Genomic DNA, 19,359 nt, shown 5'->3' on the forward strand with positions numbered 1-19,359 from the left:
ATGCAGCAAAATGTCCTGACTGACGCAACTGAAGCAGGCGCCCGCATCCTGCTGCTGGAAGACAGCAGCATCGATGCCGACCTGATCACGCGTCAGATTCTCAAGCTTGGCCCCGATACGCATATCGACCGCGCCGTGATTCGGCGCGACTTCGAAACTGCGCTGAGCGCTTCGCGCTATGACCTGATCTTCTCGGATTACTCGCTTCCGGATTTCACGGGCTTGGAAGCGTTCGGTGTGGCGACATCGCTTGCACCCAACGTGCCGTTCATCTTCATTTCCGGCGTCATCGGCGAGAAGTTTGCAACGGAAGCGGTTCGCGCCGGTGCGACGGATTACGTCACGAAGCGCGATCTCGGCCGTATTCCCGGCGTTGCCAAGCGCGCACTGGATGAAGCACGGGCACGTCGCGACCGCGAGACGGCCATGCTTGCCTTGCAGGAAAGCGAACATCGCTTCCAGCTGATGGCAGACAGCGCGCCAGCCTTGATCTGGGCAACGGACGAGTCCGGCCAGTTCACCTTCGTGAATCGTCGCTTCGAAACGGACTTCGTCACCACGATCCCCGAAATGCTGAACGGCGGCTGGGCAACGCTCATTCTGCCCGATGATCTCGCCGCGTTCACGGCTGCCAATCAGGAAGCCCTTCAAAGGCGCTCGGTTTTGAGCGTCGAAGTGCGCGTGATCGATGGTGACGGCCACACCCGCTGGCTTCGCTGTGAGGCAGCGCCGCGTTACAGCGGTTCGGGTCGCTTTGTCGGTCATGTCGGCTGCGCCATCGACGTTTCGGGCATTCGGCTGGCGAACGACATGCTGGAAGCCGAGGTCGCGGCACGCACGCTCGAACTGGCTGAGAAGGAAGAAGCGCTGCGCCAGTCGCAGAAGATGGAAGCCATTGGACAGCTGACGGGCGGCATCGCGCACGACTTCAACAACATGCTGGCCGGAATAAAGGGCGGCGCGGATCTCCTGCGCAAGCGCCTTGCAACCGGCAAGATCGATGGCACGGAGCGCTACGTCGACATCATCACATCGTCCGCTGATCGTGCTGCCGCGCTGACGCATCGCCTGCTGGCCTTCTCTCGCCGCCAGTCGCTGGACGTGGAACGCACGGATCTCAACGAGCGAATTGCATCTCTGCTCGAGCTTCTGCAGCGCACCTTGGGCGAAGGTATCGACGTCGAAACGCGGCTTGAAGCGAATTTATGGCCGGCTTTGACCGATCGTAACCAGTTTGAAAGCGCCGTTCTCAATTTGGCCATCAATGCCCGTGATGCCATGCCCGGCGGCGGGCAACTGACGATCTCCACCTTGAACACGAAACTCGATTCGGCCTCGGCAGCGAGCTTCGGTGTTTCACCGGGTGATTACGTTCAGATCCAGGTTTGCGATACCGGGACGGGTATGCCGCAATCGGTGATCGACAAGGCTTTCGACCCTTTCTTCACGACCAAGCCGATCGGCCAGGGTACGGGATTGGGTCTCTCGATGATCTTCGGCTTTGCCAAGCAGGTCGGCGGGCACACACGCATCGTATCGGCACCCGATGAGGGCACGACGGTGGAAATTTATATGCCGCGCGACATCAGTGCTGTCAGCGAGGCGGACGAAGACAAGGATGCGGAAATGACGGTGGCAACAGGCAGCGGAACCATCCTGGTGGTTGAGGATGAGGTTCTCGTTCAGATGTTGATCGTCGATTACCTCAACGAGCTTGGCTATGAGACCATCGAGGTCAATGAAGCGCAGAGTGCGTTGGCCATCATCGAAAGCGACCAGACGATCGACCTCCTGCTGACCGATGTCGGCCTTCCCGGCATGAACGGGCGCGAGCTTGCTGAACGCGCGCGCACATTCCGTCCGAACATGAAGGTGCTGTTTGCAACCGGCTACGCGGAGGGCGCAACCAGCCGTCAGGGCTTTTTGGCGCCCGGCATGGATATGGTCGCCAAGCCGTTCGATCTCGACAAGTTCGGCGAAAAGGTCAACGCGATGCTGAAGATGGAGTTTTCCGGCGCCGCGTGATTGCCCTTACCCGACGACGATCGTCGCTTTGTTCTGCACGCGATTATACAGGTCGATGACGTCCTGATTGATCATGCGCACGCAGCCGGACGACATGGCCTGCCCGATCGTCCACCATTCCGGTGATCCGTGAACGCGGTAGCCGGTGTCGATATTGTCCTTGTAGATATAGTGCGCGCGAGCACCGAGCGGGTTGTCCAGACCACCCGGCTGGCCACCTGCCCACTTGATCAGCTCGGGCTTGCGCCCGATCATCTCGCGCGGCGGCGTCCATGTCGGCCACTTCTTCTTGTACTGAATGACGGCACGGCCCGACCACAGGAAACCTTCCTTGCCGATGCCCACGCCGTAGCGGATCGCCTCGCCGCCCGGTTGCACGAAGTACAGGTAGCGGTCCTGCAGGCTCACGACGATCGTTCCGGGAACCTCGCCGGTTGGATCCTGAACGATCTGCCTGCGAAACTGCTTCGGCACCTTTTCGTAGGGGATGGCTGGCAGAACAAATGGCCCATCCTGCATTGAAGCATACATGGACTGGTAGCTGCCAAGCGAACTGTCGACGCTGACCTTCGGCCGGATCGTTCCTGTTGAAGTGAAATCCATGTCGAACGCGGACATGTCGATGCTGCGGCTGCAGCCGGCGAGGCCAAGCAGCCCCATGCCTGCGAGCATACCTCGCCGTGAAATCAGTTCGCTCACAGGATAGTCTCCAAACCCGATGATGAGCAACCATGCGCCAACATGGTTGATGAATGGTTATGCCTTGGGAATCATGTGCTTCTATCCGGCTGCCCGTACGGAACAGGAACGAATTGCCTCCTTGCACGTTGAAGCGACCATAGGGACCAGTGCATTTGCTCAGGAGGCAACATGAATAAGATCTGGAAATCAGTAGGTGCAGCGGCAATTTCCGCCATGATGGCAGCTACGACTTTCGTTCCCGCTCAGGCTGCAATGGGCGTCGAGCGGCCTTCGGCACCGGTCAGCAAGTCGGCAACTGCGCAGCCGCTTGAGGTCCAGTATCGTCGCCATGGTCATCGTCGCGGCTATCATCGCGATCATCGCGGCCGTCACTACTACAACGGTCACCGCGGCTATCGTCACTACCGCAAGGGCTATCGCCGTCACGGCAACGCTTGGTATCCAGCAGCTGCGTTCCTGGGTGGCGCGATCATCGGTGGTGCAATCGCCAACTCGCAGTCCGCACCGCGTGTTCGCAGGGGCAGCAGCCACGTTCAGTGGTGCTATGACCGCTACCGGTCGTATCGTGCTTCGGACAACACCTATCAGCCGTACAATGGCCCTCGCCGCCAGTGTAACTCGCCGTATCGGTGATCAATCAAAGGGCCTCTTAGGAGGCCCTTTTCTTATGCGGGGCGGCTCAACGTGCGAGACACGGCATCACGCCAGCCATCCAGACGTTCGCTCCGTGTCGCTGCGTTCATTGCGGGTAGAAACTGACGATCGCAGCGCCATGTCCCGGCAAACGCGTCTCGGTCCGGCCACATTCCGACAAAGCTTGCAGCGAGCCAGGCGGCTCCCAACGCCGTTGTTTCCTGAATGACGGGCCGATCCACCGGCGCATCAAGCAGATCCGCAAGACGCTGCATCGTCCAGTCCGACACAACCATCCCGCCATCGACACGCAAAACCGGCGTTTCGCCTTCTGACCAGTCCCGATGCATGGCATCCAGAAGGTCGGCAGTCTGGTATGCAACCGATTCGAGAGCCGCCATCGCCAGTTCGCGCGGACCCGTGGCCCGTGTCAGCCCGAAGATCGCACCGCGCGCATCCGCATCCCAGTAAGGAGCGCCAAGGCCGACAAACGCGGGCACGAGGTAAACGCGCTGGTCGCCGTCGGCTTCCTGCGCCAACTGTCCGCTTTCTTCCGCCGTCTTGATCAGGCCCAGCCCGTCGCGCAGCCATTGAACGGCCGCGCCTGCAACGAAGATCGATCCTTCGAGCGCATAGGTCGTCTCGCCGTTCAGGCGGTAAGCGATCGTGCTGAGAAGCTTGTTTTGCGACCGCACCAGATCGGTGCCCGTGTTCAAAACGGCAAAGCAGCCGGTACCATAGGTCGCCTTCACCATTCCCGGCTGGAAACAGGCTTGTCCGATCGTTGCCGCGTGCTGGTCGCCAGCAACGCCACAGATCGCGATAGCGTGCCCGAACAACGCAGAATCGGTTTCGCCGAAGTCGGCTGCGCAATCATGAACCGTCGGCAGAAGAGAAGCAGGAACGTTGAAGACGTCCAGCAGCGCGTCGTCCCAGCGGTTTTCCACGATGTTGAACAGCAGTGTGCGCGAGGCGTTGGTAGCGTCGGTTGCGTGAACACGGCCTCCGCTCAGACGCCAGATCAAGAAGCTGTCGATCGTGCCGGCAAGAAGCTCACCCTTCTCTGCCCGTCCACGCGCGCCATCGACATGGTCGAGCAACCAGGCAATCTTCGTGCCGGAGAAGTAGGGATCGAGGATTAGCCCGGTCTTCTCGGAGACGAGCGGCTCGACACCTTCAGCCTTCAGCGCTTCGCATGCGCGCGCTGTGCGTCGGTCCTGCCACACGATGGCATTGTGGATCGGCTTGCCGGTCTGTCTGTCCCAAAGGACAACGGTCTCCCGCTGATTGGCGATCCCGATGGCTGCCACCTGGTCTGCGCCGACATCTGCTTTGCGCAGAACAGCGCGCACGGTCTCTACGACGCTTGTCCAGATATCCTCCGGATCATGTTCGACCCAGCCGGATTGCGGGTAATACTGCAGAAATTCCTGCTGCGCGATGGCGACGACAGCCATGGCTTCGTCAAACAGGATCGCGCGCGAGGAGGTCGTGCCTTGGTCGATGGCGAGAACGAATCGCGTCAACTCAACGCCTTTCGGTCAGTCTTCAGTGAAATCGGGCAGGCTGCTGAACGCCGTCTTCAACGCGTCCGACCAGCCATCGGAAACCGTGCGATAATATGGATCATCACCGCCGATGCGCTTGCGGTAGCCGACCCGCATCGTGTCGCGTTCATAAAACATCATGTCGAGCGGAAGCCCGACCGACAGGTTCGACTTCAAGGTGGAATCGAACGACACCATCAGGAGCTTGGCCGTTTCGGCGAAACTCATCGTTGGATCATAGGTGCGCACGATGATCGGCTTGCCATATTTGGTTTCGCCGATCTGGAAGAAGGGCGTGTCTTCGCCCGCTTCGATGAAGTTGCCTTCGGGGTAGATCAGGAACAGGCGCGGCTCGCCGCCTTTGATCTGTCCGCCGAGAATGATCGAGGCGTTGAAATACGAATCGGCTGTCTGCCCGTCCGGCGACGAGGTCTTGATGACTTCCTTGACCGTGTCGCCGACCAGCTTGGCCGTTTGAAACATCGAGGGTGTTTCGAGCAGCGTGCCGACCCGGTCGGCGGCAGCCTTGGAGCGTTCGTCGAGCAGGCTGACGACCGCCTGTGTTGTCGCCAGGTTGCCGGCCGACATCAGCACAATCACGCGCTCGCCGGGCTCTTCCCAGACATGCATCTTTCGGAATGTGGAAATGTTATCGATCCCCGCATTGGTGCGGGTGTCGGACATGAACACCAGGCCGCGATCGATCTTGAGGCCCACGCAATAAGTCATGAAAGTCCAATCCAACGAAAGTCGGAGTGATTACTGCTCGACTGTGACGTGAACTTCAAGACGTTCCGACGCTTGTCCCAGCCTGAAGCCGGAAACAGGCGAGGCATCGCTGTAATCGCGACCGACTGCCAGCCGGACATAACGCTCATCGGGCGAGATGCCGTTGGCGGGATCGAAGGCGACCCAGCCCAGCCCGTCGATATGCGCCTCCGCCCAGGCATGGCTGGCGGCATGCGCGTCATCTTCGGCCATCAGGTAGCCGCTGACATAGCGCGCCGGCACCTGGAGGAGCCGTGCGGCGGACGCAAAGATATGCGCCTGATCCTGGCAAACACCGGCGGCCTTGTTGGCGGCTTCTTCGGCCGTGGTCACCACCGTCGTGCTGCCGCTCTCATATGCGATGCGCTCGACGATCAACTGCAACAAGGCGTGCATCCGCTGCAAAGGCGCACCGTCCGGCACGTCGGCAGCGAGCGCCTTGATCGCCTCGCCGGCTGCCGTCAAAGGCGTTTCGCGTCGAAACAGCCAAAGCGGCGTATACCCGCGATGAGGACCTGACAGGCCTGAACGATCCACCGTCTCGATCAATCCAGTCGCCGTTGCGCTCAGCAGCGTTTCACCGGGATTGACGCTGAACAAGCGCGTGACATTCCCGAAGCTGTCCGTGTAGCCGACCTCCTCAGTCGCTCCACTGACCTCAAGCGACCAGTCCAGGACGCGCTGGCTCTGGCTGTCACCGGGGATCAGGCGCAGCCGTTGAAGCGCATAAGCGTTCGGCTGATCGTAGCTGTATTCGGTCTTGTGTGTGATCTTCAGGCGCATAGCTCAGATGAACCGGTAGTTTTCGGCGACAGCCTGGCTGAAGCGCGCATTGTCGTCGATGAAGCCTTCCAGATATTCGTGCAGACCGTAGTCGAACACGTCCTTGATGGAACTCACCTGCAGACCCTTGAGCACCTTCAAGGCAATATCATAGCTCGGATGATGGACGCCGTAGTCTTCCGACAACTGCCGCAGATCTTCGACAATGCCGCGATAACAGAAGGCCAGCGAGCGCGGCATGCGTGGATTGAGGATGAGATAGTCGGCAATCAGCGTCGGCTTGTAATCGACCTCATAGACCCAGCGATACGAACGATGCGCGGACACCGAGCGCAGGATCGATTCCCACTGGTAGTTGTCGAGCGACGACCCCACCCAATGCACCGAAGGCAGCAGGACATAATATTTCACGTCGAGAATGCGCGCCGTGTTGTCGGCGCGTTCAACGAGAGTGCCGAGCGAGGCGAAATTATAGATCTCGTTGCGCAGCATCGTGCCGGTAAAGGCGCCGCGAAACAGCGCCGTGTCGCGCTTGATCGCGTCCAGCACACTTGGCAGCTCCCGCTCGTCGATGGGATTGGCCAGAAGCCGCTTGAGCGACATCCAGGCTTCGTTCAAGCTTTCCCAGCACTCCCGGGTCAAGGCGGTGCGCACCATCCGCCCGTTCATGCGCGCCGTTTCGATCGAAGACACGACGCTTGATGGATTGCACGTATCGCGCAGCAGAAAGTCCGACACGGTCGCAGCGGTGTACTCGCTGTGGCGCTTGCGGAATGCCGTCTCCGCACCGGCGCTGACGACTAGCGATGTCCATTCCTCGGCCGAGTTCGTGGTTTCCGTCAGGGCTAGCCGCAGCCCGGCATCGAGCAAGCGCGCCATGTTTTCGGCGCGCTCGATATAGCGGCTCATCCAGTAAAGACCGTTGGCGGTGCGTCCGAGCAGCATCTAATCGTCCAGGATCCAGGTGTCTTTGGTGCCGCCGCCCTGCGAGGAGTTCACAACAAGCGAACCCTCCTTCAGCGCTACGCGCGTCAGCCCGCCGGGCACGATCTGGATGCGATCCGACACGAGCACAAAGGGGCGCAGATCGACATGGCGGGGCGCAAGCCCGGCTTCGGTGAGGATCGGGCAGGTCGAGAGCGATAGCGTCGGCTGCGCGATATAGTTCGAGGGTTTCGCCTTCAGCTTGTCGGCAAAAGCCTCCCTCTCCTTCTTCGAAGAAGCCGGCCCGACCAGCATGCCGTAGCCGCCGGATCCATGCACTTCCTTGACCACCAGCTCGTGCAGATGATCAAGCACATAAGACAGGCTCGACGGTTCGGAACAGCGGTACGTCTCAATGTTCGGCAGCAAGGCTTTGCGACCGGTGTAGAACTCGATGATTTCCGGCATATAGGAATAGATCGCCTTATCGTCGGCGATGCCGGTGCCCGGCGCATTGGCGATCGTGATCTTGCCTGCGCGGTAAACGTCCATGATGCCCGGAACGCCCAGTGCCGAGTCCGGACGAAATGTCATCGGATCGAGGAAAGCATCATCGACACGGCGATAAAGCACGTCGATGCGCTTGTAGCCCTGCGTCGTGCGCATCGCGACATGACCGTCGATAACCCGCAGATCCTGCCCTTCGACCAGTTCCACGCCCATCTGGTCGGCGAGAAAAGCGTGTTCGAAATATGCGGAGTTGAAGCTGCCCGGCGTCAGCACCGCAATCCGCGGCGAGCCTTCGCAACCTTCTGGCTTCACGGCAGCCAGCGACTGGCGCAGCAGCTGCGGATAGTTGGCGACGGGACGCACCTTGATGCGCTGAAACAGCTCGGGAAAGAGCTGCATCATCGTTTCGCGGTTTTCCAGCATGTAGGAAACGCCGCTCGGCGTCCGCGCATTGTCTTCCAGCACGAAGAACTCGTCCTCGGCGGTCCGTACGATGTCGGTGCCTATGATATGCGTATAAACGCCACCCGGAGGACGAACCCCGATCATCTCCGGCAGGAACGCCTCGTTGTTGGCGATCAATTCCCGCGGAACACGCCCGGCCTTGATGATCTCCTGGCGGTGATAAATGTCGTCGAGAAAGGCATTCAGCGCCTGCACGCGCTGCTCGATGCCCTGCATCAAACGCCGCCACTCCTGCCCCGACAGAATACGTGGCACAATGTCGAACGGGATCAACCGTTCGGCAGCCGCATCCTCGCCATACACGGCGAAGGTGATGCCGGTGCGGCGAAAAACGCGCTCGGCGTCCTGCATCTTTTCGGTGAGACGGGCTGGGTCCTGCTCGTCGATCCAAGCCTGGTATTTCTGATAAGGCTGGCGCAGTCCGCTGTTTTCCGGACGCATCTCGTCGAATGCAGGCAAACGTCTAATCCCCCGTTCCAACCATCTCAGAGACTTCCCGGCTAAAAAGCAAGCTCGACATTAGTTCAGCAACCTAGAAGGCGCGGAATGTGACGATTGTCCGTGTGTCGCGGATGCCCGGAAGGATCTGGATCTTCTCGTTCACGAAGTGGCCGACATCGCCGCCATCCTCGATGTAGAACTTGGCAAGCAGATCGAACTCGCCGGCTGTGGAATAAACCTCGGACGCCAGTTCTGCATCTGAGATGGCGCGCGCCACTTCGTAGGCCTTGCCGAGCTCGCACTTGATCTGAATAAAAAACGCCTTCATCGCGCCCCCTGCTACCTGATGCGATACGCTCGAAACCCTCTCGGGTTCCCTGAGTCCTTCTTGGTTCCTGTGCGACAATGACTGCCTAGCGGCCGTGCAGGCAAGGAGCTTCGGCACAAATGCCTGCGTCCCAGTGTGTTTTCTGTCGCAATCACGGCTTGGATGCTAAGAAGATGGTTAGGAAGGGTGAGGCTCCGCTGGGCGAGCCTCGGTAATCGTGGCGATCGACCATGCTGGTAACGGAAGGAGCTGCACGCGACGATCGGCGCAACCGTCAGCTTGCGGGCATGTTGGCGGCGATTGCAGGCGGCCTGAACGCTGCGGCTTTCCACGCCGTCGGCTTCTTTGCGGCCAATATGACCGGCAACGTCTCGCTTCTGTCCGATCATCTCGCCATTGCGGACCTGAGCCTTGCGGGCTTTTTTCTTCTGATCGTTTTGTCTTTCGTGACCGGATCCGCTCTGTCGACCCTGCTGATCAATGCCGGGAGACGGCGCGGCAATGTCGCGATCTATGCGCACAGCATCCTGCTGGAAGGCGCGATCCTGGCAGCAGTCGGTCTCGGTGCCCTGCTGCGCGGAGGCCCGCCTTCTGCCGACCTCATCGTGATCAGTCTCAGTTTCTTGATGGGGCTTCAGAATGCCGTCGTGACACGCATTTCACAGGCGCGCGTGCGCACGACCCACGTCTCGGGCATGCTGACCGACATTGGCATCGGCCTGGGCATGTTGGTCGATATTGCCCGCGGTGTGGAACCGCAGGACGGTGCTGCGGAAACACGCGCAAGGCTCCGCTTGCACCTCGAAACGGTCGCCGCGTTTCTTCTGGGCGGCGTCGTCGGCGTGGTTCTGTATCAGCGGATCGGCAGCGGCTCTTTGCTGCTTGCTGCCGCTTTGCTTTTGCTGATCGGCTGGCGCGCTGTTCTCAAGAGCCGCTCACCCGCAGCCTAGAGCGGCGGGATGTCGCCGCGTTCCCAGCCGCCCGTCGCTTCTTCCGCAAAAGCCGAGAAGCGGCCATCCCAGATTGAAGCGCGAATACCCTGCATGAGTTGCTGGTAGTAAGCGATGTTGTTCCACGACAAGAGCATCGCGCCGAGCGCTTCCTGCGAACGCACGAGATGATGCAGATAGGCGCGGGAATAATCGCGTGCTGCCGGGCAGTCGCTTTCTTCATCCAATGGCCGATGATCGTCGGCATGCCTGGCATTGCGCAGGTTCACGCGCCCGCGACGGGTGAACGCCAGACCATGCCGGCCGGCGCGCGTTGGCATTACGCAATCGAACATGTCGATGCCCCGCGCCACCGACTTGAGGATATCGTCGGGCGTCCCGACACCCATGAGATAACGCGGCTTTTCGGCCGGCAGAACCGGACAGGTGACGTCGAGCATCTCCAGCATGACATGCTGCGGCTCGCCAACGGCCAGCCCTCCGACCGAATAGCCCTTGAGGTCCATCGCTTTCAGAGCGGACGCTGATCGCTCGCGCAGCACCGGCTCGGCACCACCCTGAACGATGCCGAACATCGCGCGTCCCGGCTGATCGCCGAACGCCGTCTTGCAGCGCTCCGCCCAGCGCAGCGACATTTCCATGGCGCGCTCGACATCGGCGAACGGCGCCGGCAGGGCTACGCACTCATCCAGCTGCATCTGAATGTCGGAGCCAAGCAGCCCCTGGATCTCGATCGAACGCTCGGGCGACATCTCATAGCGAGCGCCGTCCACATGCGAACGGAAGGTCACGCCCTGTTCCGTCAGCTTGCGCAGCTTTGACAGTGACATGACCTGAAAGCCGCCGGAATCGGTGAGGATCGGGTGCGGCCAGCGGGCAAATTCATGCAGACCGCCCAGCCGCGCGACCCGCTCGGCGCCCGGCCGCAGCATCAGGTGATAGGTGTTGCCGAGAATGATGTCGGCACCCGTCCCGCGCACCTGGTCCATGTAAAGGGCCTTCACGGTGGCCGCCGTGCCGACCGGCATGAAGGCGGGCGTGCGCACTGTTCCGCGCGGCATGGTTATGGCGCCCAGCCGGGCCTTGCCATCCGTTGCCTGCAGCGTGAACTGAAAGGTCTCGCTCATGCCGGGACATCCTGAACATCGTTGCGAAACAGCAGACTGGAATCGCCATAGGAATAGAAGCGGTAGCCATCGCGGATCGCGTGCGCATAAGCATCACGCATGGTGCCGAAGCCGGCAAAGGCGGAAACGAGCATGAAGAGTGTCGAGCGTGGCAGATGGAAATTGGTCATAAGAATATCGACGGCGCGGAACTGGTAGCCCGGCGTAATGAAGATGTCGGTCGGCCCCTGCCAGGGTTGGATTGTGCCATCAGGCTGAGCGGCACTTTCCAGCAGCCGCAGCGAGGTCGTGCCGACCGAAACGATCCGCCCTCCCCGAGCGCGAACCGCATTGAGCGAAGCAGCAACCTCTTCCGTGACAACACCGATCTCGGAATGCATCTTGTGATCGGCAGTATCGTCCGCCTTCACCGGAAGGAATGTGCCGGCCCCGACATGCAGCGTTACGAAATGCCGCGAGATACCGGCGTCATCCAGCGCGGCCATCAGGTCAGGCGTGAAATGCAAGCCGGCCGTGGGCGCTGCGACAGCACCTTCCTGGTCTGCATAGATCGTCTGGTAATCGGCACGATCACGCGCGTCTTCAGGACGCTTGGAGGCGATGTAAGGCGGGAGCGGTATATGGCCGACGGCGTGCAGGGCCTCATCGAGAGCAGGCCCCGACAGGTCAAAGGCCAGTTCCACCTCGCCCGCCTCGCCTTTCTCCACCACCGTGGCATTCAGTGCGCCGCTCATGCAAGCCTCGGCAGAATGCCCGAAGGCGATACGGTCGCCGACCGCAAGCCGCTTTGCCGGGCGCATGAATGCCCGCCACCGATCCGCCGCAACACGCATATGCAAGGTCGCGTCCACCGCAGACCTGTTCTCGGCCCTAGTACGGATGCCGTGCAGTTGTGCGGGAATGACCTTTGTATCGTTGAAGACCAGCGCGTCGCCTGGGCGCAGCAGCTTGGGCAGATCAAACACGTTGCGATCACCGAGCGTGCCACCTTCCCCGACAACCAGCATGCGTGCACTGTCGCGCGGATCGGCGGGACGAAGCGCGATCCGTTCATCGGGCAGGTCGAAATCGAAGAGGTCGACTTTCATCAGGTAAAGCGGATCATCAAGGCGCCGGACAAGAGCAGCAGCGCACCCATCACCCGGCCAAGCGAGATTTCGCGCACGGCGAGCCCAAGAAAGCCGATCCGATCAAGAAACATGCTGGCGAGCAATTGGCCCGTCATGAGAAAAGCCATGAGCGCCGCAGCGCCAAGACGTGGGATCAGCATGATCGACGTCGTCACGTAAACGGCGCCGAGCAAGCCACCCGCAATAAACAGCCAGGGTGCAGGCGCACGAAAACTCGGTGCGGTGCCCTGCACGCGCGTCATCACCGCCGTTGCGACGATGAGAATGAATGTTCCGGCAATAAAGGAAACACAGGCCGCTGCCAGCGGCATCCCCAGGCCCCGACCCAACTGTGTGTTGATCGGGGCCTGGAAGGCAATAAGCGCTCCGGACAGAATGCCGAGCAGTGACCAGAGCAGCTGCGTCATAGGAAAGCCTTAGGCGGCGACGTCGGCCGCGACCTTGAGCGACGTGATCTTGTCGGGATCCTGGACCGGCTCGCCGCGCTTGATCTTGTCGACATTCTCCATGCCTTCGATGACCTGGCCCCAGACCGTGTACTGACGGTTCAGGAAGGCAGCATTCTCGAAGCAGATGAAGAACTGCGAGTTGGCCGAGTTCGGGCTCTGCGAACGCGCCATCGAGCAGGTGCCACGGCTGTGGTTCATGTTGTTGAACTCAGCCTTTAGGTCCGGCTTCTCGGAACCGCCCATGCCGGCACGCGACGGGTTGAAGCTGGACGAGGTCGAATTGCCGAACTTCACGTCGCCGGTCTGGGCCATGAAGCCGTCGATGACGCGGTGGAAGACGACGCCATCATAAGCGCCTTCACGAGCCAGTTCCTTGATGCGGCCGACATGGCCGGGAGCCAAATCGGGGAACAGTTCGATAACAACCTTGCCCTTGGTCGTTTCCATGACCAGCGTGTTTTCGGGATCCTTGATCTCAGCCATGTGAGCTCCTTGTCTGGGGCGCCAGGATCGGCGCCGCTTGCTTGATGGTGTTACTTGGTGTCGCCAGCGATGCGCGCCTTGATGATGCGGTCCGGCTCGCTGACCGAGCCATTGTCCGACGGATCGCCGCGCTTGATCGAATCGATCAGGTCGAGGCCCTTTTCGACCTTGCCGACGATCGTATATTCGCCGTCCAGCGGAGGAGCCGGGGCGAACATGATGAAGAACTGCGAGTTGGCGGAATCCGGGTTCTGCGAACGCGCCATACCGACGGTGCCGCGCACGAAGTGTTCCTGCGAGAACTCGGCCGGAAGGTCCGGCAGCTCGGAACCGCCCGTGCCCACAGCCGCAGCCTTGTAGCCATCTTCCATGTCGCCATACTGGACGTCGCCGGTCTGGGCCATGAAGCCTTCGATCACGCGATGAAAGGCGACATTGTCATAGGCACCTTCGCGCACCAGAGCCTTGATCTGCTCCACGTGCTTCGGCGCGAGGTCCGGGCGAAGCGCGATCGTCACGTCGCCATTCTTCAGGGTGAGTACGAGCGTATCCTGAGGGCTGGCAGCAAGCGCGGGTGCGCTCCCTACTGCCCATGAAAGCGCGAACGCAAGGGCGAGCGAGGCGAGCCTGAACATGCGCATAAAACGGTCTCCCAACATTATTTCTTGAACTTGGCTTCCAGCGCGGATGCGACGGAAACTGGGACGAAAGGTCGGACATCGCCGCCCATCGCGGCTATCTGCCTCACAAGTGTGGCAGTTATGGTGCGAACGGAAGGGCTGGCCGGCACAAAAATCGTTTGCAGCTCCGGCGCCATGGTTTCGTTCATGCCCGCCATCTGCATTTCATAGTCGAGATCGGTGCCATCCCGCAGTCCGCGGATCATGATCCCGGCCTCGCGCTTGCGCGCCGCATCGATCAGGAGCCCTTCGAAGGCGATCACCGACAAGCGCTCGGCCGAAGAGCCGAGTTCGTCTCGGGCCGCGGTCTCGATCAGACCCACTCGTTCGTCGAAAGAAAACAACGGCGTCTTGGACGCCTGGATGCCGATCGCGACGAGAACCTTGTCGGCAACGGCAAGCGCTCCCTTGAGCACATCGAGGTGCCCGTTGGTCAAAGGATCGAACGATCCGGCATAGATGGCGACACGCTGCGTCATGCCGCGCTTCTAATCTTCGCCCGAGTCAAAGGCAAACAGCTTTGGCGCTCCAACCACAGCTCGCTCACGGACAGGTGAGACCAACCAGCAAAGCAAATGCAAAATCAAGTGGAACCGAAAGAACGTCAACTGGTTATTGAGCCAGGAGAATAACCCCATGATGATCTTGATGCTCGCCGCCGCCATGACCATTGCCATGCTGATTGCGACCGTGTTCGGGCTCCACCAGGAAGCACAGCACGTCAAGCAAACCGTCAAGAGCGATCGCATGAACCGCTTCGGCCCTAACTTCCAGCAGCCTTACCGCTACAAGTAAGGCGCGCCGTTCAAATAAGAAAAAGGGACGCTCCTCCCAGCGTCCCTTTTTCTTTGTCTGCAATCCTGCCGCGATCTTATTCGATCTCGGCGACCGGAAGCGGATCTTCCCCATCCTCGACCTGAGGTTCGGAAATGCGCTCGACCGAAACGACGCGTTCGTCCTTCGCAGTCACGAAGACCTTCACGCCCTTGGTAGCACGGCTCGCCATCCGGATGCCACCGACTGGAACGCGGATAACCTGCCCGCCATTCGACACCAGCATGATCTCATCCGCGGATTCGACCGGGAAAGCGGCTACCAAACGACCAATTTCGTTGGTCTTGGACACGTCAGTTGCCCGAATGCCCTTGCCGCCGCGACCCGTGACGCGGAAATCATAAGACGATGAGCGCTTGCCATAACCCCGTTCGGTGACGGTCAGCACCATCTCCTCGCGCGCTTTCAGCTCTTCATAACGCTCGTCGCCGAGATCGCCTTCAACCGCCACATCCTCGACCGGCGTCACGACCTCTTCTTCGTCGCCCGTCAGAGCACGACGCTCATTGGCTGCGCGCTTGAGGTAAGCAACGCGCTCCCAAGCCTCGGATTCAACGCCATGCAGGATCGTCATCGAGATCGCGCGATCGTCCTCCGCCATGTTGATGCCGCGCACGCCAACCGAATTACGGCTGGAAAACACGCGAACATCGCCAACGGGGAAGCGGATGCACTGGCCGGATGCAGCGGTCAGCAGAACATCGTCGGTGTCCGTGCAGGTCGCAACGCCGAGAATCTCGTCGCCCGCTTCTTCAAGCTTCATCGCGATCTTGCCGTTGCGATTGACCTGAACGAAGTCAGACAGCTTGTTGCGGCGAACGGTGCCGCGCGTCGTCGCGAACATGACATCCAGGTTGCCCCAGCTGTCTTCATCCTCCGGTAGAGGCATGATCGTTGTGATGCGCTCACCCTGCTCCAGCGGCAGCATGTTAATCAGCGCCTTGCCGCGTGACTGCGGATTGCCGATCGGCAGACGCCAGACCTTTTCCTTGTAGACGATGCCGCGCGACGAGAAGAACAGCACCGGCGTATGCGTATTGGCCACGAACAACCGCGTGACGAAATCTTCATCACGCGTCGACATGCCAGAGCGGCCTTTGCCGCCACGGCGTTGCGAACGGTACAGTGAAAGCGGCACACGCTTGATGTAGCCGGTGTGGCTGACGGTCACGACCATGTCCTCGCGGGCAATGAGGTCTTCGTCCTCCATGTCCGCGCCGCCTTCGACGAGCTCCGTGCGACGTGGCGTACCGAATTCGTCGCGCACCGCTGCGAGCTCGTCCTTGACGATCGTCATGATGCGAACGCGCGACGACAGAATGTCGAGATAATCGGAAATCTCGGCGCCGATCTTGTTCAGCTCATCGGCAATTTCATCGCGGCCGAGCGCGGTCAGGCGCTGCAGTCGCAGTTCGAGAATGGCGCGAGCCTGTTCTTCCGACAGGTTATAGGTGCCGTCCTCGTTGATCTTGTGGCGCGGGTCGTCGATCAGGCGGATCAACGCCTCGACGTCCTGTGCCGGCCAACGCCGTTCCATCAATTGGTCGCGCGCGGTCTGTGGATCCGGTGCCTTGCGGATCAGAGCGATGACCTCGTCGATATTGGCGACGGCGATGGCCAGACCAACCAAGATATGCGCGCGGTCACGAACCTTGCGCAGCAGATACTTGGTGCGACGGCTGATCACATCCTCGCGGAAGGCAATAAAGGCCTTCAGGATATCGATCAGGTTCAGCACTTCCGGCTTGCCGCCGTTCAGCGCAACCATGTTGCAGCCGAAAGAGGTCTGCAGCGGCGTGAAGCGGTAAAGCTGGTTCAGCACGACTTCCGCATTGGCGTCGCGCTTCAGTTCGATCACGACGCGGTAGCCCTGACGGTCGCTCTCGTCGCGAATGTCGGAGATGCCCTCGATGCGCTTGTCGCGCACCAGCTCGGCCATCTTCTCGATCATGGAAGCCTTGTTCACCTGGAACGGCACTTCCGTGACGACGATCGCCTCGCGCTCGGCACGAACTGTTTCCGTGTGGACCTTGCCGCGCATCAGCACCGAGCCACGCCCGGTGGAATAGGCGGACTGAATGCCGGAGCGGCCGAGGATCAAGGCACCCGTCGGAAAATCAGGACCGGGAATGATGTCCATCAGTTCGGTCAGATCGAGCGCCGGATTGTCGATCAGCGCGATCGTGCCGTTGATGATCTCAGCCAGGTTGTGCGGCGGAATATTGGTCGCCATGCCAACCGCAATACCACCCGATCCATTGACCAACAGGTTGGGGAAGCGCGCCGGCAGAACCTTTGGTTCTGAGCCAGATGAATCATAGGTTTCCTGGAAATCGACCGTATCCTTGTCGATGTCTTCCAGAAGCTCGTGGGCAACCTTGGTCAACCGCGCTTCGGTATAGCGCATGGCCGCCGGGCTATCGCCGTCGATCGAGCCGAAGTTGCCCTGCCCGTCGATGAGCGGCACGCGCAAAGACCAGTCCTGCGCCATGCGAACAAGAGCGTCATAGATCGAAGCGTCGCCATGCGGATGGTATTTACCCATCACATCGGCAACAGGTCGCGCCGATTTCACATATTTGCGGTTCCAGTGGTAACCACTGTCATACGACGCGAACATGATGCGGCGGTGGACGGGTTTCAAACCATCGCGAACATCGGGCAGCGCACGGCTCACGATCACGCTCATCGCATAATCGAGATACGAACGCTGCATCTCCTCCATGATGGAGATTGGCTCGATGCCGTTCGGGCTACCGTCGCCGGGGACGCGCGGAGTCGTTTGATCTGTCAACTTAGAAGTACCGATCGCTAGGAATCATCAGGCATTTATATAGGAAGTCATCTCCGGACACCAATTCGGCAGGAGCGATTCCCACAGCAAAGCGGATCGAAAAGGCTTGGAATAACAAAGCGATAGCTTTCGCCTCTGCCGGTTGGTAGGAGGCAAGCAAAAAAAGCATGATGCGGATGCGCGAAAACACCCGCAAAACGGGATCAGCCTTGCTGACACGACGCGCCATTTAACTGGATGAGAAAGCGCAAATGCCTGACTTCGAAAGCGCCTTCAACGCCTTTGTGACGATCCTGGTGACGATCGATCCGCCTGGGCTGGCGCCTCTGTTTCTCGCCATCACTGCGGGAATGAACCGCTCGCAACGGCTTCAGGTCGGCGTGCGCGCCTCCATCATCGGCTTCGCCATTCTGGCTCTTTTCGCGCTGGGCGGCACCGTCATCCTGACGGCGTTCGGCATCACGCTGCCGGCGTTCCGCACGGCAGGCGGCCTCCTCCTGTTCTTTATCGCTTTCGAGATGATCTTCGAGCGCAGACAAGAGCGCCATGAGCGGAGCGCTACGACCGCAGTGACGCGCGACATGATCCGCAACATCGCCGCCTTCCCGCTGGCAATCCCGCTCATCGCCGGCCCGGGAGCAATCTCCGCAACGGTTCTGTTGTCGGGCGGCTTCACCACACCCCTGGCGAAGCTCGCCTTTGTCGGCATCCTGATGGCCTGTCTGGCCATCACCGCTCTGGTTCTCGCGCTCGCCCACCGCGTCGACCGCTTCCTCGGCGAAACGGGGCGTTCGATCCTGACGCGATTGCTCGGCGTGCTGCTTGCCGCCTTGGCCGTTCAGTTCGTGGCCGACGGGATCAGGGCTTTGGTTGCGGCTTAGGCTCGGCCTTCTCATCAGGGCAAGGCGTCGAAGACGCCGGCAGAATGTCGAGATTGACCAGCGTGCCGGTCATGGAAAAGTCGCCGTAGTCCATGACGAGGTCCCGCGTCAGGCCATTAGCATGCAGCTTGAAGCTGGTGCGATAATCAGGCGTTTCTTCTCCGCCATCACCGACGAGGTCGAAATAAGCGATGTCGACCGGCCAATAGGTATCGTCAGCCAGATCCTTGAGCGGACCCGCCTCGGCATCCCCCGCCTGTTCCTTTGTCGGTTTGCCTATCACGATCGTCGTCGTCATCACCTTGTCCGCTTCGTCCGAACCATCGAACAGCGTGGTTTCGTAGAAGGTGTCACCCTTTTCCGCACGGTTCACCAGTTCCAGCATGTGCTGTGTCGGAAACTGGGTGGCGGGCAGCTTGATGTCGTTCGGTTGCGGCTTCTCGATCTTCACTTCCACGGCGTCCGCTTCGCGGGTCGCCGTTCCGCGCAGCTCGCGATCGAGCGCGCGATCAATGTAGGACTTCGTGGCGAAGTTGAAGGTCTTGCCCTCGCCGTCTTCAAAGGTCGTCGTCTGCTGGTCGGTAACCCGCGTCGCATCGGCCGTGTTGATTTCGGTCACGAAGCGGAACGTCACGGTATAGCCTTCGCAGGCCGAACCGTTGAATTCATAGACCATCCGTCCTGAAATGTTCGAGATCCCGGACTGCTCGGTCGCCTTGTCGAGCTTCAAATCGTAAACCGCGCGATGCGGCATCAGCGTGACTGCGCCCTGTGCCTGTGCGGCCACCGGGGCAAGCAGAACGAGTGTCGGTAGAACGGCGCGGACAATCCGCATGGGTCTCTCCCTGGATCGGGGCACGAAAATGCGCAACAATCCGGCTGTATCTATAAGGGGAACGTGGCAG

At 60.4% G+C, this 19,359-nt stretch carries 21 protein-coding genes; 5 read left to right on the forward strand and 16 right to left on the reverse strand.

The window, feature by feature from the left end:
- A complete protein-coding gene (locus tag JYU29_RS07085) occupies positions 1 to 2,025 on the forward strand; it encodes a response regulator (RefSeq protein ID WP_213983972.1) in 2,025 nt (674 codons plus the stop codon).
- Positions 2,026 to 2,031: 6 nt separating this feature from the next.
- Here the strand turns inward: JYU29_RS07085 and JYU29_RS07090 are convergent, their stop codons facing one another.
- Positions 2,032 to 2,724, reverse strand: coding sequence for a L,D-transpeptidase (locus JYU29_RS07090; protein ID WP_213983973.1), 693 nt, complete (start codon positions 2,722 to 2,724; stop codon positions 2,032 to 2,034).
- Positions 2,725 to 2,895: 171 nt separating this feature from the next.
- Here JYU29_RS07090 and JYU29_RS07095 point away from each other — a divergent pair, with 171 nt between their 5' ends.
- Positions 2,896 to 3,360 carry a BA14K family protein gene (locus tag JYU29_RS07095; protein WP_213983974.1) on the forward strand — a complete coding sequence of 155 codons (465 nt, stop codon included), beginning with the start codon at positions 2,896 to 2,898 and terminating at the stop codon, positions 3,358 to 3,360.
- 32 nt (positions 3,361 to 3,392) lie between these two features.
- Here JYU29_RS07095 and glpK read toward each other — a convergent pair whose 3' ends face one another.
- From glpK to JYU29_RS07125, 6 genes are all read right to left on the reverse strand, one after another.
- On the reverse strand, positions 3,393 to 4,886 hold the full coding sequence (glpK, locus tag JYU29_RS07100; RefSeq protein ID WP_213983975.1) for a glycerol kinase GlpK: 1,494 nt from the start codon (positions 4,884 to 4,886) through the stop codon (positions 3,393 to 3,395).
- A 15-nt stretch (positions 4,887 to 4,901) separates the two neighbouring features.
- Positions 4,902 to 5,636, reverse strand: a complete 735-nt coding sequence (locus tag JYU29_RS07105) for a proteasome-type protease (RefSeq protein ID WP_213983976.1) — start codon at positions 5,634 to 5,636, stop codon at positions 4,902 to 4,904.
- Positions 5,637 to 5,666: 30 nt separating this feature from the next.
- Positions 5,667 to 6,458, reverse strand: a complete 792-nt coding sequence (locus JYU29_RS07110; protein WP_213983977.1) for a transglutaminase family protein — start codon at positions 6,456 to 6,458, stop codon at positions 5,667 to 5,669.
- A gap of 3 nt (positions 6,459 to 6,461) precedes the next feature.
- Complete coding sequence (locus JYU29_RS07115) at positions 6,462 to 7,403, reverse strand: alpha-E domain-containing protein (protein ID WP_213983978.1); 942 nt, start codon at positions 7,401 to 7,403, stop codon at positions 6,462 to 6,464.
- Positions 7,404 to 8,816, reverse strand: coding sequence for a circularly permuted type 2 ATP-grasp protein (locus JYU29_RS07120; RefSeq protein WP_431192828.1), 1,413 nt, complete (start codon positions 8,814 to 8,816; stop codon positions 7,404 to 7,406).
- Positions 8,817 to 8,889: 73 nt separating this feature from the next.
- On the reverse strand, positions 8,890 to 9,126 hold the full coding sequence (locus JYU29_RS07125; RefSeq protein ID WP_213983979.1) for an Lrp/AsnC ligand binding domain-containing protein: 237 nt from the start codon (positions 9,124 to 9,126) through the stop codon (positions 8,890 to 8,892).
- A 230-nt stretch (positions 9,127 to 9,356) separates the two neighbouring features.
- Between JYU29_RS07125 and JYU29_RS07130 the strand changes: the two genes are divergently transcribed.
- Entirely contained in the window at positions 9,357 to 10,076 is a 720-nt protein-coding gene (locus JYU29_RS07130) for a YoaK family protein (RefSeq protein ID WP_213983980.1), read from the forward strand.
- Here the strand turns inward: JYU29_RS07130 and tgt are convergent.
- From tgt to coaD, 6 genes are read right to left on the reverse strand one after another with little or no spacing between them, the layout of a single operon-like run.
- Positions 10,073 to 11,203 (reverse strand): tRNA guanosine(34) transglycosylase Tgt, encoded by a 1,131-nt coding sequence (gene tgt / locus JYU29_RS07135; RefSeq protein ID WP_213983981.1) that lies wholly within the window; start codon positions 11,201 to 11,203, stop codon positions 10,073 to 10,075. The genes JYU29_RS07130 and tgt overlap by 4 nt on opposite strands.
- A complete protein-coding gene (gene queA, locus JYU29_RS07140; protein WP_213983982.1) occupies positions 11,200 to 12,291 on the reverse strand; it encodes a tRNA preQ1(34) S-adenosylmethionine ribosyltransferase-isomerase QueA in 1,092 nt (363 codons plus the stop codon). The genes tgt and queA overlap by 4 nt, the downstream gene beginning before the upstream one ends.
- Entirely contained in the window at positions 12,291 to 12,740 is a 450-nt protein-coding gene (locus JYU29_RS07145) for a DMT family transporter (RefSeq protein WP_213983983.1), read from the reverse strand. The genes queA and JYU29_RS07145 overlap by 1 nt, the downstream gene beginning before the upstream one ends.
- Before the next feature lie 9 nt (positions 12,741 to 12,749).
- Complete coding sequence (locus tag JYU29_RS07150) at positions 12,750 to 13,265, reverse strand: peptidylprolyl isomerase (protein ID WP_213983984.1); 516 nt, start codon at positions 13,263 to 13,265, stop codon at positions 12,750 to 12,752.
- A 50-nt stretch (positions 13,266 to 13,315) separates the two neighbouring features.
- Positions 13,316 to 13,906: a peptidylprolyl isomerase gene (locus JYU29_RS07155; RefSeq protein WP_213983985.1), complete on the reverse strand. Its 591-nt coding sequence runs from the start codon at positions 13,904 to 13,906 to the stop codon at positions 13,316 to 13,318.
- A 17-nt stretch (positions 13,907 to 13,923) separates the two neighbouring features.
- Positions 13,924 to 14,424, reverse strand: coding sequence for a pantetheine-phosphate adenylyltransferase (gene coaD / locus JYU29_RS07160; RefSeq protein WP_213983986.1), 501 nt, complete (start codon positions 14,422 to 14,424; stop codon positions 13,924 to 13,926).
- A gap of 157 nt (positions 14,425 to 14,581) precedes the next feature.
- Here coaD and JYU29_RS07165 point away from each other — a divergent pair, with 157 nt between their 5' ends.
- Positions 14,582 to 14,740, forward strand: a complete 159-nt coding sequence (locus JYU29_RS07165; RefSeq protein ID WP_213983987.1) for a hypothetical protein — start codon at positions 14,582 to 14,584, stop codon at positions 14,738 to 14,740.
- Positions 14,741 to 14,816: 76 nt separating this feature from the next.
- Here JYU29_RS07165 and gyrA read toward each other — a convergent pair whose 3' ends face one another.
- Positions 14,817 to 17,573, reverse strand: a complete 2,757-nt coding sequence (gene gyrA, locus JYU29_RS07170; RefSeq protein ID WP_213983988.1) for a DNA gyrase subunit A — start codon at positions 17,571 to 17,573, stop codon at positions 14,817 to 14,819.
- Position 17,574: 1 nt separating this feature from the next.
- Positions 17,575 to 17,802: a hypothetical protein gene (locus JYU29_RS07175; protein WP_213983989.1), complete on the reverse strand. Its 228-nt coding sequence runs from the start codon at positions 17,800 to 17,802 to the stop codon at positions 17,575 to 17,577.
- A 22-nt stretch (positions 17,803 to 17,824) separates the two neighbouring features.
- Between JYU29_RS07175 and JYU29_RS07180 the strand changes: the two genes are divergently transcribed.
- Positions 17,825 to 18,454: a MarC family protein gene (locus tag JYU29_RS07180; protein ID WP_213983990.1), complete on the forward strand. Its 630-nt coding sequence runs from the start codon at positions 17,825 to 17,827 to the stop codon at positions 18,452 to 18,454.
- Here JYU29_RS07180 and JYU29_RS07185 read toward each other — a convergent pair.
- Positions 18,432 to 19,289: a cell envelope integrity EipB family protein gene (locus tag JYU29_RS07185; RefSeq protein ID WP_213983991.1), complete on the reverse strand. Its 858-nt coding sequence runs from the start codon at positions 19,287 to 19,289 to the stop codon at positions 18,432 to 18,434. The two genes, JYU29_RS07180 and JYU29_RS07185, sit on opposite strands and share 23 nt — an antisense overlap.
- Between the last annotated feature and the right edge of the window lie 70 nt (positions 19,290 to 19,359).

This window comes from Tianweitania aestuarii (assembly GCF_018457165.1).
Taxonomy (GTDB): Bacteria; Pseudomonadota; Alphaproteobacteria; order Rhizobiales; family Rhizobiaceae; genus Tianweitania; species Tianweitania aestuarii.

Excerpts from the sequence above, each read along its gene's own strand:
- JYU29_RS07175 (WP_213983989.1), bottom strand. The coding sequence starts at position 17,802 with ATGGCGCGTCGTGTCAGCAAGGCTGATCCCGTTTTGCGGGTGTTTTCG.
- JYU29_RS07180 (WP_213983990.1), top strand. The coding sequence starts at position 17,825 with ATGCCTGACTTCGAAAGCGCCTTCAACGCCTTTGTGACGATCCTGGTG.
- queA (WP_213983982.1), bottom strand. The coding sequence starts at position 12,291 with ATGAAAGTCGACCTCTTCGATTTCGACCTGCCCGATGAACGGATCGCG.
- JYU29_RS07105 (WP_213983976.1), bottom strand. The coding sequence starts at position 5,636 with ATGACTTATTGCGTGGGCCTCAAGATCGATCGCGGCCTGGTGTTCATG.
- JYU29_RS07185 (WP_213983991.1), bottom strand. The coding sequence starts at position 19,289 with ATGCGGATTGTCCGCGCCGTTCTACCGACACTCGTTCTGCTTGCCCCG.
- JYU29_RS07145 (WP_213983983.1), bottom strand. The coding sequence starts at position 12,740 with ATGACGCAGCTGCTCTGGTCACTGCTCGGCATTCTGTCCGGAGCGCTT.
- JYU29_RS07155 (WP_213983985.1), bottom strand. The coding sequence starts at position 13,906 with ATGCGCATGTTCAGGCTCGCCTCGCTCGCCCTTGCGTTCGCGCTTTCA.
- JYU29_RS07150 (WP_213983984.1), bottom strand. The coding sequence starts at position 13,265 with ATGGCTGAGATCAAGGATCCCGAAAACACGCTGGTCATGGAAACGACC.
- JYU29_RS07110 (WP_213983977.1), bottom strand. The coding sequence starts at position 6,458 with ATGCGCCTGAAGATCACACACAAGACCGAATACAGCTACGATCAGCCG.
- JYU29_RS07130 (WP_213983980.1), top strand. The coding sequence starts at position 9,357 with ATGCTGGTAACGGAAGGAGCTGCACGCGACGATCGGCGCAACCGTCAG.
- JYU29_RS07125 (WP_213983979.1), bottom strand. The coding sequence starts at position 9,126 with ATGAAGGCGTTTTTTATTCAGATCAAGTGCGAGCTCGGCAAGGCCTAC.
- coaD (WP_213983986.1), bottom strand. The coding sequence starts at position 14,424 with ATGACGCAGCGTGTCGCCATCTATGCCGGATCGTTCGATCCTTTGACC.
- tgt (WP_213983981.1), bottom strand. The coding sequence starts at position 11,203 with ATGAGCGAGACCTTTCAGTTCACGCTGCAGGCAACGGATGGCAAGGCC.
- JYU29_RS07085 (WP_213983972.1), top strand. The coding sequence starts at position 1 with ATGCAGCAAAATGTCCTGACTGACGCAACTGAAGCAGGCGCCCGCATC.
- JYU29_RS07165 (WP_213983987.1), top strand. The coding sequence starts at position 14,582 with ATGATGATCTTGATGCTCGCCGCCGCCATGACCATTGCCATGCTGATT.
- JYU29_RS07095 (WP_213983974.1), top strand. The coding sequence starts at position 2,896 with ATGAATAAGATCTGGAAATCAGTAGGTGCAGCGGCAATTTCCGCCATG.
- JYU29_RS07115 (WP_213983978.1), bottom strand. The coding sequence starts at position 7,403 with ATGCTGCTCGGACGCACCGCCAACGGTCTTTACTGGATGAGCCGCTAT.